Source organism: Natrinema versiforme (assembly GCF_005576615.1).
Taxonomy (GTDB): Archaea; Halobacteriota; Halobacteria; order Halobacteriales; family Natrialbaceae; genus Natrinema; species Natrinema versiforme_A.
In genome coordinates, this window is sequence record NZ_CP040330.1 from 724,056 (window position 1) to 738,663 (window position 14,608).

The 14,608-nt window shown below is 64.4% G+C and carries 14 protein-coding genes; 8 read left to right on the forward strand and 6 right to left on the reverse strand.

Annotated features, from left to right (window positions below; genetic code table 11):
• Positions 1 to 62: 62 nt before the first annotated feature.
• Positions 63 to 3,026, reverse strand: coding sequence for an excinuclease ABC subunit UvrA (gene uvrA, locus FEJ81_RS03510; RefSeq protein WP_138243973.1), 2,964 nt, complete (start codon positions 3,024 to 3,026; stop codon positions 63 to 65).
• A gap of 159 nt (positions 3,027 to 3,185) precedes the next feature.
• Between uvrA and FEJ81_RS03515 the strand changes: the two genes are divergently transcribed.
• Together FEJ81_RS03515 and FEJ81_RS03520 are read left to right on the forward strand one after the other, a co-directional pair.
• Complete coding sequence (locus FEJ81_RS03515; protein ID WP_138243974.1) at positions 3,186 to 4,028, forward strand: hypothetical protein; 843 nt, start codon at positions 3,186 to 3,188, stop codon at positions 4,026 to 4,028.
• A gap of 285 nt (positions 4,029 to 4,313) precedes the next feature.
• Positions 4,314 to 4,841 (forward strand): hypothetical protein, encoded by a 528-nt coding sequence (locus FEJ81_RS03520; protein ID WP_138243975.1) that lies wholly within the window; start codon positions 4,314 to 4,316, stop codon positions 4,839 to 4,841.
• A gap of 12 nt (positions 4,842 to 4,853) precedes the next feature.
• Here the strand turns inward: FEJ81_RS03520 and FEJ81_RS03525 are convergent, their stop codons facing one another.
• Complete coding sequence (locus FEJ81_RS03525; protein WP_138243976.1) at positions 4,854 to 5,765, reverse strand: aminotransferase class V-fold PLP-dependent enzyme; 912 nt, start codon at positions 5,763 to 5,765, stop codon at positions 4,854 to 4,856.
• Positions 5,766 to 6,045: 280 nt separating this feature from the next.
• Between FEJ81_RS03525 and nirK the strand changes: the two genes are divergently transcribed.
• Both nirK and FEJ81_RS03535 read left to right on the forward strand, forming a co-directional pair.
• Complete coding sequence (gene nirK / locus FEJ81_RS03530; RefSeq protein WP_138243977.1) at positions 6,046 to 7,134, forward strand: copper-containing nitrite reductase; 1,089 nt, start codon at positions 6,046 to 6,048, stop codon at positions 7,132 to 7,134.
• Between the two features lie 221 nt (positions 7,135 to 7,355).
• Complete coding sequence (locus tag FEJ81_RS03535) at positions 7,356 to 8,147, forward strand: hypothetical protein (RefSeq protein ID WP_138243978.1); 792 nt, start codon at positions 7,356 to 7,358, stop codon at positions 8,145 to 8,147.
• Between the two features lie 24 nt (positions 8,148 to 8,171).
• Here FEJ81_RS03535 and FEJ81_RS03540 read toward each other — a convergent pair whose 3' ends face one another.
• Positions 8,172 to 8,411, reverse strand: a complete 240-nt coding sequence (locus FEJ81_RS03540; protein WP_138243979.1) for a hypothetical protein — start codon at positions 8,409 to 8,411, stop codon at positions 8,172 to 8,174.
• 224 nt (positions 8,412 to 8,635) lie between these two features.
• Between FEJ81_RS03540 and FEJ81_RS23020 the strand changes: the two genes are divergently transcribed.
• From FEJ81_RS23020 to FEJ81_RS03550, 3 genes are all read left to right on the forward strand, one after another.
• Entirely contained in the window at positions 8,636 to 8,785 is a 150-nt protein-coding gene (locus FEJ81_RS23020) for a DUF7557 family protein (protein WP_175416347.1), read from the forward strand.
• Positions 8,786 to 8,904: 119 nt separating this feature from the next.
• Positions 8,905 to 9,321 (forward strand): universal stress protein, encoded by a 417-nt coding sequence (locus FEJ81_RS03545; protein WP_138243980.1) that lies wholly within the window; start codon positions 8,905 to 8,907, stop codon positions 9,319 to 9,321.
• Between the two features lie 184 nt (positions 9,322 to 9,505).
• Positions 9,506 to 10,756: a digeranylgeranylglycerophospholipid reductase gene (locus FEJ81_RS03550; RefSeq protein WP_138243981.1), complete on the forward strand. Its 1,251-nt coding sequence runs from the start codon at positions 9,506 to 9,508 to the stop codon at positions 10,754 to 10,756.
• A 93-nt stretch (positions 10,757 to 10,849) separates the two neighbouring features.
• On the opposite strand, the gene FEJ81_RS03555 is transcribed toward FEJ81_RS03550, so the two are convergent.
• Entirely contained in the window at positions 10,850 to 12,490 is a 1,641-nt protein-coding gene (locus tag FEJ81_RS03555) for a potassium channel family protein (protein ID WP_138243982.1), read from the reverse strand.
• Between the two features lie 158 nt (positions 12,491 to 12,648).
• Here FEJ81_RS03555 and FEJ81_RS03560 point away from each other — a divergent pair, with 158 nt between their 5' ends.
• Complete coding sequence (locus tag FEJ81_RS03560) at positions 12,649 to 13,446, forward strand: ZIP family metal transporter (RefSeq protein ID WP_138243983.1); 798 nt, start codon at positions 12,649 to 12,651, stop codon at positions 13,444 to 13,446.
• 24 nt (positions 13,447 to 13,470) lie between these two features.
• Here FEJ81_RS03560 and FEJ81_RS03565 read toward each other — a convergent pair whose 3' ends face one another.
• Complete coding sequence (locus FEJ81_RS03565; protein ID WP_138243984.1) at positions 13,471 to 13,938, reverse strand: phosphopantetheine adenylyltransferase; 468 nt, start codon at positions 13,936 to 13,938, stop codon at positions 13,471 to 13,473.
• Positions 13,939 to 14,055: 117 nt separating this feature from the next.
• Positions 14,056 to 14,514, reverse strand: coding sequence for an MOSC domain-containing protein (locus FEJ81_RS03570; protein WP_138243985.1), 459 nt, complete (start codon positions 14,512 to 14,514; stop codon positions 14,056 to 14,058).
• Between the last annotated feature and the right edge of the window lie 94 nt (positions 14,515 to 14,608).

Consider the following 14,608-nt stretch of genomic DNA (forward strand, 5'->3'; position numbering starts at 1 on the left):
GCGTCCCGTCGGCCGGTCCGCTCGAGTCGCCGGCGTCGCTGCCGGACACCGATCGGCTCCGATCAGTCGTCGTCCATCGGCGCCGTCACGGGCTCGACCCGCTCGCCGCGCGGCCCCTCGAGGTCGATCTTCGGCAGCAGGTCGCGCAGGTAGCGCCCGGTGTGGGAGTCCTCGAGTCGCGCGACGTCTTCCGGCGTCCCGGTGGCGACGATTTCGCCGCCGTTCTCGCCGCCCTCGGGGCCGAGGTCGATGACGTGATCGGCGTTCTTCACGAGGTCGAGCTCGTGCTCGATGACGACGACGGTGTTGCCGTTGTCGGTCAGCCGGTGGAGGACGTCGATGAGCTTGCGCTCGTCCTCGCTGTGGAGCCCGGTGGTGGGCTCGTCGAGCAGATAGAGCGTCTCGCCCGAGTCCTTCTTCCCCAACTCTTCGGCGAGCTTGATCCGCTGGGCCTCGCCGCCCGACAGCGTGGTCGAGGGCTGGCCGAGTTTCATGTAGTCGAGTCCGACGTCTTTCAGCAGCTTGAGCCGCCGGCGGATCTGGCTCGATGACTCGAAGAAGTCGTAGGCCTCCTCGACCGACATCTCGAGAACGTCGGCGATGGTCTTGCCCTTGTAGGTGACGTCGAGCGTGGCGTCGTTGTAGCGCGCGCCGTCGCACTCCTCGCAGGGAACGTAGACGTCGCTCAGGAAGTTCATCTCGATTTTCACCGTTCCTTGCCCGCCACACTCCTCGCAGCGACCGCCCTTGACGTTGAACGAGAAGCGCCCCTTCTCGTAGCCGCGCTGTTTCGCGAGCTTCGTCGAAGCGAACAGCTCGCGGATGTAGTCGAAGACGCTGGTGTACGTCGCGGGGTTCGATCGCGGGGTCCGGCCGATCGGCGACTGGTCGATCAGCCGCACGGTCTCGATCTGATCGAGCCCCTCGAGGGCGTCGTGATCGCCCGGAATCACGGACGTGTTGTCGTTCATCTGACGGGCGAGGCCCTTGTAGAACACCTCGTGCATGAGGGTGGACTTCCCGGAGCCTGAGACGCCCGTAATGGCGGTGAAGCAGCCCAGCGGGATGTCGACGTCGAGGTCCTTGAGGTTGTGCTGGCGCGCGCCGCGGATCGTCAGCGCGCCGTCGGGGTCGCGTCGCTCGTCGGGGACCGGAATCTGTCGTCGACCGGAGAGGTAGTCGCCGGTGACCGAGTTCTCGGTCGCCGTGACCTCCTCGACGGAGCCGTTGGCGACGACCTCGCCGCCGCGCTTGCCGGGGCCGGGCCCCATGTCGATGACGTTGTCCGCCCGGCGCATCGTCTCCTCGTCGTGTTCGACCACGAGGAGGGTGTTGCCCAGATCGCGGAGCTCCTCGAGGGTATCCAGCAGCCGGTCGTTGTCCCGCTGGTGGAGTCCGATCGAGGGCTCGTCGAGCACGTAGAGGACCCCCACGAGACCGGAGCCGATCTGCGTGGCGAGCCGAATCCGCTGGCTCTCACCGCCCGAGAGCGTCGAGGCCTCCCGATCGAGCGTGATGTAGTCGAGGCCGACCTCGCACATGAAGCCGAGTCGCGCCCGGATCTCTTTCAGGATCTCCTCGGCGATGACCTTCTCGCGCTCGGTGAGGTCCGCTTCCATCGCCTCGAAGTGGTCGCGAGCGTCGCCGATGCTCATCGCGTTGATCTCCGTGATGGCGGTACCGTCGACCAGCACCGCTCTCGAGGCGGGCTTCAGGCGGGTGCCGTCACAGGCCGGACACTCCGTGACCGACATGTAGTCCTCGATGTGTTCGCGGGTCGAGTCGGAGTCGGTCTCGAGGTACCGGCGCTCTAAGTTCGGGATGACGCCCTCGAAGTGCTTCCGCTTCCGGCGGGTACCGTTCTTGGTGCTTCGCTTGAACACCACTTCGCCGTCCGTGCCGTAGAGGAACGCCTGCTGGACGTCCTCGTCGAGGTCTTCGAACGGCGTCGACAGCGAGACGCCGAAGTGCTCGGCGACGGCGTCGAGGCGGGTCTGATAGTACGAGCGGTTGTAGCTCCACGGCTCGAAGACGTGCTTGAGCGGCTTGGACTCGTCTTGCAGGACGAGGTCCTCGTCGACCTCCTTCGTCTCGCCGAGTCCCTCACACTCCGGACAGGCACCGTGGGGCGAGTTGAACGAGAACGATCGGGTCTCGATCTCGGGGATATCGATCCCGCAGTGCGTACAGGCGAGATCCTTCGAGAACTCGACGACGAACCGGTCGTTCGCCTCGGTCTCCTCGCCGAGCGCACCGGTCCGGCGGGCCTCTTCGCCGAGGTCCGCGGCGACTTCTTCGGAGGCGTCCGGCAGGATGACCTTCAGGACGCCCTCGGCCTCGTCGAGCGCCGTCTCGACGCTGTCGATGATCCGCGGGCGGGCCTCGGTCGAGACCTTCACGCGGTCGACGATCACGTCGACGGTGTGATCGAAGTTCTCGTCGAGATCGGGGTCGTCCATCGCGAGGTCGTACTCCTCGCCGTCGATCTCGACGCGGGCGTACCCCTCGGAGACGAGTTCCTCGAAGAGATCCTCGAACGCACCCTTCTGGTCGCGGACGACGGGTGCCGCGAGTTTGGCCTTGGTTCCCTCGGGCAGCTCGAGGATGCGCTCGACCATGTTCTGGGCCGACTGCTCGCCGACTTCGCGACCGCACTCGGGGCAGTGGGGCGTGCCGACGCGGGCGTAGAGCAGCCGCAGGTAGTCGTGGAGTTCGGTGACGGTCCCGACCGTCGATCGGGGGTTGTTCGCGGCGTTCTTCTGGTCGATCGAGATCGCCGGCGAGAGGCCCTCGACGGTCTCGACCTGCGGTTTGTCCATCTGGCCGAGGAAGTTCCGCGCGTAGGCGGAGAGGCTCTCGATGTACCGGCGCTGGCCTTCCGCGTAGACCGTCTCGAACGCCAGCGAGGACTTGCCCGAACCCGAGAGGCCGGTGACGACGGTAAACGCCTCGCGGGGGATCGTCACGTCGATGTCCTTGAGGTTGTGCTCCTCCGCGCCGCGCACTTCGATGGTGTTCTTACTCATAATAGTATGATCGAAATTAGGTGTGGTGGTGATCGATTCGGTGGACGATCAATCGTGGTTGAGTCAGTGGCCGGAGTGACTTAACGTGTCTGAAAGACCACTACTGTAGTGTGCTACTAGTCCTTTAAATTCAATCTACTATTATAGCAAAAGACATATATGACAATAAGAAATATAGAGGCATGGATGATTAGAAGAAAAATCCTTCCGTTAGTAGTAGTAGTAGCCGGAATTGTAGGAGCCACTGGCAGCACGATAGCAGTCCAATCATCTCCAGAAGGTATAGATTCTAATTCCTCTGTGAAGTCTATCAATACAGAGAAAATCACAAATAATCAAAATATATCCGAAGAGGACATCACGTATGCAAATGCTACTTTGGTTGTTTCAAAGAAGAATCCAACTATAGGGACTGCTTCAGAAGAAGTGATTGTTCCTATTGTTAGTGGTAACAAATCTGAGGTTATCAGAACTCCTGAATTAAACGAGAAAAATTACAAGTCTAACGATAGAATCTCTATTCAAGCGAATCAGGAATATTCCGATAGCGATACTACCATGGAAGACGATAATATGGGGTATCATGATCTGTACTCTGAAATCGAAGGTGAAGCCGATCTTAAAAACCAACTCAAGTGGGAGGCCGAAGGTTCTGGCCAAACAACTACAGCTTTCGAAGAAGTCCCAGAGACAGTAACGCTTTCTTCAGAAATTGAATTTCATGGAGCAGCAGTTTCAGAGGTCTCTATCCCTCCGGGCGTGAGTTTTGAAGTTGATGGTTCTTCAGCTGAAGTAACCTTGGAGGTTGATGGGGATGAATTTGATGAAGACGAAGACTGGCACAATCTCATGCATGAGTATGCTAACGCTGAAGCTACTTCATATGTGTCAATTTATGGGATTACGCAATCAGATTCAGTCACATTTGATTATGGTTCAGATGGTGGAGTTACACTTAGTCAAGAAGTTGGTGATGATTGTCTTACTAGATGGTCATGCTAAATAACAGTTATTAAATAATATCACTGTATTATTTAAATGTATTAAATAAACGGATTATTCCCCAAGGGATCCCCCGCGACGAACCTCGTCCGCAGGTAATAACGACCGCCCGTTGTCGCTCACCGCGACGAACGCTGATTCCGTTTTTCGGAGCGCTATACCCGATAGCCGCCGCTCTCTTTCTGGACTACGGGGACGTTCCGTCTCGACCTCCTCGAGCGAACCTGGTGCCCGGCCCCACCGTCAGGACCAAAGTAACTTCGGCTGGCAGCCCAAAGGACGCGTATGAGCGACGACGCCGCGGACGACCTCGCGGTCGACGAATTCGTCGAGTACTGCCGCACGCAGGCCGGTCTCCTCTCGGGCAGCGTCGAGACGATGGGCGAGGAAGCCGACGAACTGCTCGACGAGATCGATCAGGAGATGGCCGAGATCCGGTCGCGCCTCGAGGCGCTGCCGGACGAGGTGGAAGCGACCGAATCCCCGTCGACCGCGGACGTGCCGGACGCGAGCGAGGTCGACGTCGCGGCGATCGAGGAGTTACAGCAGGAACTCGAGGAGAAACAGCTGCTCGTCGAGGCGAAACAGGCCCGCATGCAGGCGTTTCAGGATCTCGCCGCCGGGTACACCGACCTCGCCGAGGAACTGTCGTCGGCCGTCGACGACGGACAGGAGGCGCTGACCCGCGTCATCGAGTTCGAGGCCGACGCCGACGCGCCGGCGTACTTCGACGAGCGGGAGACGATGGTCGAGGCCGCGGCCGCGTCCGCTGAAGCCGAGTCGGAACCCGAATCCGAATCGCAGTCCGAGTAACCGATTCCGCGGTCAGAACTCGTTCTCGAGGGCCTCGAGCACCGCGTCCACGTCCGCTCGGTCGTTGAACGCGTGGACCGACGCGCGGATCGCGTCCGGCGTCGGCAGCGGTCGGACGACGATCCCCCGATCGGCGAGGCGCTCGACGGTCGTCTCCGGATCGTCCACGTCGATCGTCACCAGTCCGGACTCGTACTCGCGCGGGCTCAACAGTCTCTCGTCCGGAACGCCCGCTTTGAGACGGTCGGTGAGCATCTCGATCCGGCGCTGGATCGTATCGATCCCGACGTCCTCGAGCACCGCGATCGCTTCCGTCAGCCCGGCGTAGGGAGCGGGGCTCGCGGTGCCGACCTCGAACCGCCGCGCGCCCGCTGCGTACCGATAGTCGCCGGCGTTCTCGTCCTCGACGCTTCGGTAGCCGATCGCGGCGGGGACGCAGTCCGTCTCGACGCCGTCGCGGACATAGAGGAAGCCGGCACCGAAGGGACCGAGCAGCCACTTGTGGCCCGCCGCGACGACGAAGTCGGCACCCCACCCCTGCACGTCGACGGGTACCTGCCCGGGCGACTGAACGGCGTCGACGAGCACCAGTGCCCCGGCGTCGTGGGCGATGTCGACGATCTCCGAGACCGGCAGTCGCGTCCCGTGGGTCCACGTGAGCGAACTCACACAGAACAGCGTCGCGTCTTCGGCCGCCGCTTTCACGGCCGCGAGATCGAGCCGCCCACTCTCAGTCTCGAGCACCCGTACCTCGACGCCGTACTCGCGCTCGAGGCGCTGCCACGGCAGGATCCCCGCGGAGTGCTCGAGGGCCGATTCGGCCGCGTCGACGACGCGGCGCGGGCTCGGCCCGCCGGCGCCCCAGTTGCAGTAGACGGTCGACTCGAGGGCCGGCATCGTCTCGCGGATATCGATCGGTTCCATTACGGGGTCGTTCGGGCGGTCCCGTGTTCGGTCTGACGGTTACTCCGCTGTCGGTCGTTCGGATCTATCTCGGGAATGAGAGAGTTCGACAGTATCCGAGCCGCTCACCTCTCCGACGACCTCCGTATTGGGCGCTATCGAGGCCGAATTGTGCCGATAGACGAAGTAGTATTTAAGCACCCTCGATATGGTGGTACACGTCAACTCGCTTACCATCGCCCGGGAATCGTCGATACGACTGAACGTATGTCCCCCCTACGAGCAAGTGAGGAGAAGACCAATGACCACGACCCGACTCAACCGACGACACGTACTACAGGCGCTCGGGGCGGCCGGTGTCGGTGCGGTGGCCGGCTGTCTCGGCGGCGATGCGGAGGGGAACGGTGCGGAAAGCGACACATCGGCGGATGAGGAGGGACTGCCAGCAGCGAAGGCTGTCGATGTCGACCGAATCGCGCGGGACCCCACGGACATCCCGGCTCCGGTCGACTGGGACGAGCCCCGCGAACACGACATCACGATCCGAACCGAACGGGTGACCGCCGAGATCGAGCCGGGGGTCACCTTCGAGTACATGACCTTCGAGGGGCAGGTGCCGGGGCCGATGATCCGAGTTCGGCGCGGCGATCGGGTGAACCTCACGTTCGAGGTGCCCGAGGACATGAACAAGGTCGGGCACAACATGGACTTCCACGCGGTCTACGGCCCCGGCGGCGGGGCCGACGCGACCACGATCGGGCCGGGCGACGACCCGACACAGATCAGCTTCACGGCCGACTACGCGGGCGTGTTCATCTACCACTGTGCGATCCCGAACATGGACATGCACATCAGCAGCGGGATGTTCGGCTCGATCCTCGTCGAGCCCGAGGACGGCCTCCCCGAGGTCGACACCGAGTACTACCTCGGCCAACACGAGATCTACACCGACGGCGAGGTCGGCGAGGAGGGCCACCACAGCTTCGACTTCGACGCGATGCTGGCCGAACAGCCCACCTACGTCGTCTTCAACGGCCAAGCCTACGGCTTCACCAAGGACGGCGGCCAGCCCATGCAAGCCGAAACTGGCGAAACCGCCCGCGTCTACTTCGCCAACGGCGGCCCGAACCTGCTGAGCTCGCTCCACCCCATCGGGAACGTCTGGAGCCGCTACTACCGCGACGGCGACCTCCTGACCGACCCCGAGAAAAACATCGAGACCGCGCCCGTCGCGCCGGGAACCACCACCGCCGCCGAGATGGAGTTCCCCGTGCCCGGCCCGGTCAAGATCGTCGACCACGCGCTGACCCGCGCCGGCCGCCGCGGCGCACTCGGCGTCGTCAACGTCGACGGCGAGCCCACCCGCGACCTCTACGACGAAGATCCGTGATCCGTGAGCGGAATCGCCCGCCAGCCTCGACTCTTTTCGATTCGTTGTGAGACCGACTCGAGAGGGTGAGAGTGAGAGCCATCGGTACGATACCGCCGGTCAGTCCATCGCGCGTGATAGCACGGTTCTCACAGCAGGGAGAACGCAGAAACCGAACCGCCTTCCCGACCGATGGAAACAGGGTTGTATACTTATATCGGTTCGACTGCCAGTGTCACCCGATGGTGTTCGCCCCCATTTCGGCGATGACGTTCGATGCCAGCGATCCGGCCGCGACGGTCGCGATCGGACGGTTGTTCGCGTATCTCGCGATGGGTGTCGCAGCGACGGTGTTGCTCTACTACGGGACGATTTACGTCCGCGAGGTCCTCGCCGTCGAGGCCGGTACCGAACAGTGGTTCCTCCTGATCGGCATCGGTGCGGCGATCGTCTACGCCGCCGCCGGCGTCAGTTCGCTGCTGCTCGAGTCCGAGTGGATCGGCCGGTTCGTCGACGGTGCGATCCTCTTTTTCATCCTCTTTCTCGCGCTGGCGATCCGCGCGATGTACCACGAACAGCCGGGTGCGGACGACCGCTCTCGGCTGCTGCCCGCGTGGGCGGACTACGTCGTCGTCGCCGGGTTTATCGCCGCGTGGTGGGCCACGTTCTTGGTCGAGACCTCCTCGAGCCGGCTGGTCGTGGCGGTCGGCTGGGTCGTCACGTCGGCGTGGGCGGTGCTCTACGCCGTCCGCGCCGTTCGCGTCCACGAGGGGACGACGTTCGCCGCGCTGACCCGCCACCTGCTGCCGGCGATCGTCTGCGTGACTGCGGTCGTCTTCGTCGACCTGCTCGCGACCCACCTGAACGGCTACGGCGCGCTCGCCGACGCCGCGTGGCTCGTCGGGACGACGCTCGTCGCCGCCTTCCTGTTCGACACCGCCGTAGCGATCCGCCAGCAGGGCGGCGAACTCGAGCGGCTCTACGACTGGACGACGTGGCGCGAGCAGTCGTTCGACGACCGGTCGGTCGAGTGAGTCGGCGACCGCGACGAGCCGGACTCAGAGTTCGCCGCGCAGGACGACTTCGTTGTCGACCCGCTGGAGCATGTCTTCGGTGACGACGTAGTCCTCGTCGTCTTCGCCCTCCCAGCCGACGGAGGCGAGCACCTGTTCCGCGACGCTCGGATCGGGGTCGACGTAGGCCCGCTGGCCCTCGACCTTCGCGACGATTCCGAGTTCCTTCCCCTTGACGTCGACGACCGTTTTCCCGACCGCGTCGTCGGTCAATGGTGCTGTCATATGCAGTCGCTACGACGACGAGCCGGGTAAACGAACGGCCGTCCCGTGCCGGTGAGACCAGCGACGGTCGAGGTGGGAACTGTCTCGACCGACCGAGGTGAGCGAACCCGGCTGCACACGCGCCCCGGACCTATTTGATGCTGGCACTCGAGACTAGCGGTGACGCGTCCGACCGTGCGTCGACGTCACTATCGCTGCCACGACCGCTCCGATACCCATTACCCATGACACACACGCTCGAGATCAGCGACGACCTGAAGGACCGACTCGACAGCCACTGCGAGGAGGGTGAGACACCGGCGGAACTCATCGAGGAATTGGTGTCGATGTACGAGACCGAAGGGGCGTTCCTGCAGGAAGGCTACTCCGAGTAGCGGATGCGCCTCGAGTACCGCCGCGTCGTTCTTTCGAGGCCGAGAGGGGACGATCGATGACGGTCGAACAGGTGTGGGAGATGCTGACACTCAAGTAGCCCGTCCCCGTACCGACCGGTATGCACCTGCTGGTCGCGCTCGACGACTCGGAGCCGGGGTGGGCGGCCCTCGAGTTCGCGTGCACCGAACACGTTGACGACGACATCACTGTGGTCCACGCCGTCGACCCGACCAATAGCAGCTACGGCGAGGTGGCACACCTCGGTCCGGACGTGTTGCTCGAGCGCCAGCAGGAGGCTGCCCGGGAACTGCTCGCGTCGGCCGAAGACCGTGCGGCCGACGAGGGCTGTTCGCTCGAGACGGAGACGGTTATCGGCCAGCCGGCCGACGCGATCGTCGACTACGCCGCGACCAACGACGTCGATCGAATCATCGTCGGAAGCCACGGCCGGACCGGGTTCTCGAGGGTGTTACTGGGTAGCGTCGCCGAACGGATCGCCCGGCAGGCACCCGTTCCGGTGACGATCGTCCGGTAGTCGTTTCCGCCGCTGTTCGGGGCAACGGGAGCGTTCGGCCCCCACCTGTAAATGCCTCGAGCGGCGTAGTACTGCCCGCAAGCGCGCGACTCGGACGTGGACTGACCGACACTCGAGCGGGTCGGCGTCGACCGAACGACCGCAACAGGACAGACTAATTAAGGCCCACCACAGTCTCGATTACATGAACGATCGCTACGACGTAGTCATCGCCGGTGCCGGCCCCGCCGGCGCACAGTGTGCCCGCGATCTCGCCGCCAGAGGGTACGACGTCGTCGTCCTCGAGACCGAGGCCGAGGACGGGTTCCCGCGTCAGAGCAACAAGTCCACCGCGGGGACGTTCCACTCCATGATGGCCGCGTTCGGCATCCCGGACGATGTCGTGATGCAGTACACCGACAGCGTCGTCCTCGAGTCGCCGACCGAACACTACGTCCGCGACCAGACCGGCGCGGTACTGGAGTTCGCGGACTTCAAGCGGTATCTCGTCCGCGACAGCCGCGACCGCGGCGCCGAGTACCGCTTCGACGCCCGCGTCACCGCGCCGATCATGGAGAACGGCGAGATCGCCGGCGTCACCTACAACGGCGACGAGGAGGTCTACGGCGACATCGTCATCGACGCGACGGGACCGAACGCGCCCCTCGCGAAGGAACTCGGCGTCGTCGACCTCGAACGCGAGAACCAGGCCATCGGCATCGAGTACGAGTTCGAGGGGATCGATATCGATCGCCCCGGCTTCGCCGACCTGCGCGACGCCATGATGTTGCGCCTGGACCACGATATCGCGCCCGGCGGCTACTCCTGGATCTTCCACACCGGCGAGGACACCGCCAAGGTCGGCCTCTGTTACATTCAGAACGACAGCCACGACCAGTACAGCCGGGACGATTTCACCATCGACGACTACCTCTCTCACTGGCTCGATACCGATCCGCGGTTCCAGGACGCAGAGCGGATCGAGGGCAAACAGCACCGCGGATCGGCCCACATTCAGGCACCCGGCGACCTCCACACCGATCGGTTCATGGCGATCGGCGACACCGTTCCGAGCCTCGACCCGCTCTGGGGCGAGGGGATCAACAAGTGCATGCTGTCGGGTCGGGCCGCCGCCGCCACCGCCGATAGCGTCCTCAAACACGACGGCGTCGAGCCGACCGCCGAGAACCTCGAGGTCTACGAAACCCTCTGGCACCGCGACGTCGCACCCAACGCCAAGAGCCGACTGCTGATGACCCAGCTCCTCTATCTCGCGCCGAACGACCGCTACGACAAGCTCATGCGGGACCTCCAGCGACTCGACGACGACACGCTGGCCAAAGCGAATAAGGGCGACACCCTCGCGATCGCACGCCTGCTCGAGCCCGGGGACGCGCCGCTGCTCGTCGACCTCGCGAAACAGCGCCTCGATTTCGATCTCGGCTCCTTGCTGTAAGCCGTCGCGGCCAACTCGGTTACCGCCCGCTACTCGTCGTCGTTACGATTGTGACCGAAAACCCAGCGACCGCTTCGGAGAGCCGGCGGCGAATTAGGCGAGAAACTGTGACTCGAAGGACTGAACGCTCTCGTCCGTGCCCGCGAGAACGACCGCGTCGTCGCTCTCGAGGACGAACGACGAGGGGTCGAACTCGACGATCGTCTCGCCGTCGCGAACGGCGGCGAGGACGGTACAGCCCGTCCGCGAGCGGACGTCGGCGTCGACGACGGTCCGTCCCGCCAGCCGCCCCGCGGGGAGTTTCACGACGTCGATCTGTCTGTCGACGGCGAGCACCTCCTCGTCCTCGAAGACGGTCGAAGCGAGCATCCGCCCGCTGACGGTCGCCAGCGACTGCACGTAGTCCGCGCCGGCCCGGTACAGCTTCTGCTCGCTTTCCGCGTCGTTCGCCCGGACGACGATGTCGACCGACGGGTTCAGGTCCCGCGCGACGAGCGTTGCGAAGATCGCCGTCGTGTCGTCGTCGAGGGTGACGATCACCGCGGACGCGTCGTCGATGCCGGTCTCGCGGACCGCCGTCGGATCGCGGGCGTCACCGATCACGTCGACGCCCTCCTTGTCGGCGCTGTCGAGAACGGTCACTCGAGAGTCCGTCTCGGCGAGCGCCTCTCCCGCCGCGTCCCCCGCTTCGCCGTAGCCGGCGATCACGACGTGCCGGGCCGAGAAGGGTTGGACTGTCGACGCCGCCTCGGATCGCAAGGTGTCGATCCGGTCAGCGTCCCCCGCGACGAGCAGTCGCGTGCCCGTATCGAGTTCGCGATCCGGCGGAATCGGGCTCTCGAACTCGCCGTCGATCCACGCGCCGATGCCGTCGACGCCGAATCGCTCGCGGAGCCGGACGTCGCCGGCGGTCCGCCGGCAGAGGTCGCTCCCCTCCGCGATCGAGAGTTCGACCAGTTCCAGCCCGTTTCCGATTTCGACGCCCTCGTCGACCGCGGTCGTCACGGCCGTCGGCACCCGGTGGGCGAGGCTCTCGCCGAGCAACTGGCGCGGCGAGAGCACCTCGTCCGCGCCCGCGATCCGGTGGTACTCCCCCAGCCGCTGGTCCTCGACCAGCGTCACGATCCGCACGTCGGGGTTGGCCTCCCGCGCCGAGAGGACGATGCTCGCGTTCGTGTCGTCGGCTGAATCGGCCACGACCGCCGTCGCCCGTTCGATGCCGGCGTTCTCGAGGACGTCGGTCGACTCGGGGCCCCCGTGGACGACCCGCCGGTCCGTTTCGTGTAGTTCGGTCGCCGTCCCCTCGTCGGACTCGACGACGACGTACTCCTGCCCGCGGGACTCGAGTTCCTCGATGAACGCCTCTCCGCGGGACGTGTACTCGCAGATGATCACGTGATCCTCGAGATCGGGAACGGCCGTCGGGGCCGTCGTCGAGAGCGCGTTTCGAAGCCACGGGACGGCGAAGACATCGACCGCGGTGAGGATCAGGCCGATCCCCATGACTTGCAACCCGATGGTCAAGATATACATTTGCGGCGTCGCCCAGCCCGCATCCTCGCCGTATCCGGTCGTGGTGAACGATTGAAAGACGATTCCGAGCGATCGAAAGAGCGGCTGCGGATCGTTCTCCCACGTCGCCATTCCGTAATTGTACACCAGCGTGGAGACGACGGTCGTTACGACCACTAGCCCGATGTAGTAGCCGGTGCGGCGGGACCTCCACAGTGACATACGCCACCTATTCGACGGACGGCTGTTGACGGTACCGGTCGATGCGATCGACGTAAATCCCGACCACGACCCCGCATACGAGGGCTCTATCGACACCGAAACGGCCAGAGAGACCGTCTCCGCCGCCGATTTATATCTCCGGTTCCACGTTCCGACGGATGGCGCTGCTCGAGAACCTCGTGTTGGTGTTCGTCGCCGGCCTGATCACGGCGCTTGCGACCGGTCTCGGCGCGCTCCCGTTTTTCTTCTTCGAGGGACTCAGCGACCGGCGAAACGTGATCCTCTGGGGGCTCTCCTCCGGGATCATGGTCTCGGCATCGCTGTTCGGCCTCGTCGAGGAGGGGCTGGCCGAGGGGACTCCGCTCGAGATCGCGATCGGGATGGCGGCCGGGGTCGCGCTCGTCGTCCTCGCACACGACGTGCTGATGGACACCGAGATCGATCCCCACCAGTACGAGGAAGCCGATTTCAAGAAACTCGTCCTCATTCTCGGAATTCTGACCGTCCACAGTTTTCCCGAGGGCGTGGCCATCGGCGTCTCCTTCGCCGATCTCGGCCTCGAGGGCGGCACCGAACTCCTCGGCTTTACGGTCCCAGTCCTCGCGATTTTCATGACGATCGCGATTTCGATCCACAATATTCCCGAGGGGACCGCGATCTCGATCCCGCTGCGCTCGATGGACATCGCCAACTGGAAGCTGGTCTGGTGGGCCGTCTTCTCGAGTCTCCCCCAGCCGATCGGGGCCGTCCTCGCGTTCGGCTTCGTCCGCTACGCCCGGGAGTTCCTCCCCTACGGCTTCGGCTTCGCCGCCGGCGCGATGATCTATCTGGTGCTCACGGAGTTCGTCCCCGAAGCGCTCGAGATCGGGGAGCGACTGCCTCGAGGCGGGAAGCCCGAACTCGCGGGTGGCATCGCCGTCGGGGTACTCGTGATGGTGCCGCTCGCGTTCGTGTAACGGCTGCTGTGGCCGTCGTCACACCTACTCGAGCACCCGCCCGTGCTCGTCGATCTCGCCCTTCACGATCCGGGTCGAGGAGATTCGCTCGCCGTCGTCGGCGTAGACGTAGGGCGCGACGATTCCCGACAGCGGCTCGAATCCGCGTTCGCGCCGTCGCTCGTTGATCGCCTCGAGTTCGGGAGCCGTCTCGGGGGAGATCACCAGCGCGTCGATCGACGGCTCGTCCGTTGCGATCCCGTACTCGGACTCGAGCGTACGCAGTTCGACCTCCCGATCCCACTCGTCGAGGGCGGCGAGTTCGTCGGTCACGGCTCGGGTCCGCTCCTCGAGCGACGGGATCGGGCGGGGTTCGTGACGCGTTTCGACCGCCAGTTCGTCGCCCGTTACCGCGACGACGACGCCGCCGTCGCCGAAGCGGAGCGCGTGCTCGAAGAGGGATCGATGGCCGTCGTGGAGCGGCCCGAACGTACCGGCGACTGCGACTCGCATGGGCGAACCGAGTACGAGAGCCCCCATAACTGTGGTGCGGCTCGGCCGGCGGCGAGCCGAAGCCAAAACAGTCCGCTGGCCGAGCCGGACCGGCTCCGCTGCGACAAAGGCGACGCCTCAGACCCGTTCGACGCGCGTTCTATCTGTCACCGTCCCGCCCTCGAGAATCCGCGCCCGAAGCCCGCCGCGGTGAACCAGCGCCTCGCGGACGCCCTGTTTCTCGAGGTGGGACTCGAGGTACGAACACGGCTCGCAGAGCTCTATGCCCTCGCAGAGGACCGCCCCGATCCGAAACCGCTCGCCGACCAGTCGGTTCAGCGCGACGCCCTCCGTCGTGAGATTTCGTCGGTGCACCCCCGGCTCGAGGGGAATATCGTAGTCGCGCTCGACCGCTTCGAGGGCTTCCGATTCGATCAGGGTCAGATCACACCCCTCGCGGTCGGCGAACGTGCCCTCGCTGGCGAAGTAGCGGTCTCCCTCGAGACCCCGCCCGGCGACCGCCTCGACGCGGTCGACTCGGTCCATCGGTGCGCCCTGTGCCGACGCGACGTGGATCGCCCGGATTCGACCACTCATACGAGGGAGATGGAACTGCTCGGACGTAATCGCTCCGACATCACACCGACTCCGGCAACCAGCCGCCGTCGACCTCGAGGTTCTACACCCACCG

Bases quoted from the DNA above. Each gene is read 5' to 3' on its own strand.
- uvrA (WP_138243973.1), bottom strand. From the start codon at position 3,026: ATGAGTAAGAACACCATCGAAGTGCGCGGCGCGGAGGAGCACAACCTC.
- FEJ81_RS03515 (WP_138243974.1), top strand. From the start codon at position 3,186: ATGACAATAAGAAATATAGAGGCATGGATGATTAGAAGAAAAATCCTT.
- FEJ81_RS03520 (WP_138243975.1), top strand. From the start codon at position 4,314: ATGAGCGACGACGCCGCGGACGACCTCGCGGTCGACGAATTCGTCGAG.
- FEJ81_RS03525 (WP_138243976.1), bottom strand. From the start codon at position 5,765: ATGGAACCGATCGATATCCGCGAGACGATGCCGGCCCTCGAGTCGACC.
- nirK (WP_138243977.1), top strand. From the start codon at position 6,046: ATGACCACGACCCGACTCAACCGACGACACGTACTACAGGCGCTCGGG.
- FEJ81_RS03535 (WP_138243978.1), top strand. From the start codon at position 7,356: ATGGTGTTCGCCCCCATTTCGGCGATGACGTTCGATGCCAGCGATCCG.
- FEJ81_RS03540 (WP_138243979.1), bottom strand. From the start codon at position 8,411: ATGACAGCACCATTGACCGACGACGCGGTCGGGAAAACGGTCGTCGAC.
- FEJ81_RS23020 (WP_175416347.1), top strand. From the start codon at position 8,636: ATGACACACACGCTCGAGATCAGCGACGACCTGAAGGACCGACTCGAC.
- FEJ81_RS03545 (WP_138243980.1), top strand. From the start codon at position 8,905: ATGCACCTGCTGGTCGCGCTCGACGACTCGGAGCCGGGGTGGGCGGCC.
- FEJ81_RS03550 (WP_138243981.1), top strand. From the start codon at position 9,506: ATGAACGATCGCTACGACGTAGTCATCGCCGGTGCCGGCCCCGCCGGC.
- FEJ81_RS03555 (WP_138243982.1), bottom strand. From the start codon at position 12,490: ATGTCACTGTGGAGGTCCCGCCGCACCGGCTACTACATCGGGCTAGTG.
- FEJ81_RS03560 (WP_138243983.1), top strand. From the start codon at position 12,649: ATGGCGCTGCTCGAGAACCTCGTGTTGGTGTTCGTCGCCGGCCTGATC.
- FEJ81_RS03565 (WP_138243984.1), bottom strand. From the start codon at position 13,938: ATGCGAGTCGCAGTCGCCGGTACGTTCGGGCCGCTCCACGACGGCCAT.
- FEJ81_RS03570 (WP_138243985.1), bottom strand. From the start codon at position 14,514: ATGAGTGGTCGAATCCGGGCGATCCACGTCGCGTCGGCACAGGGCGCA.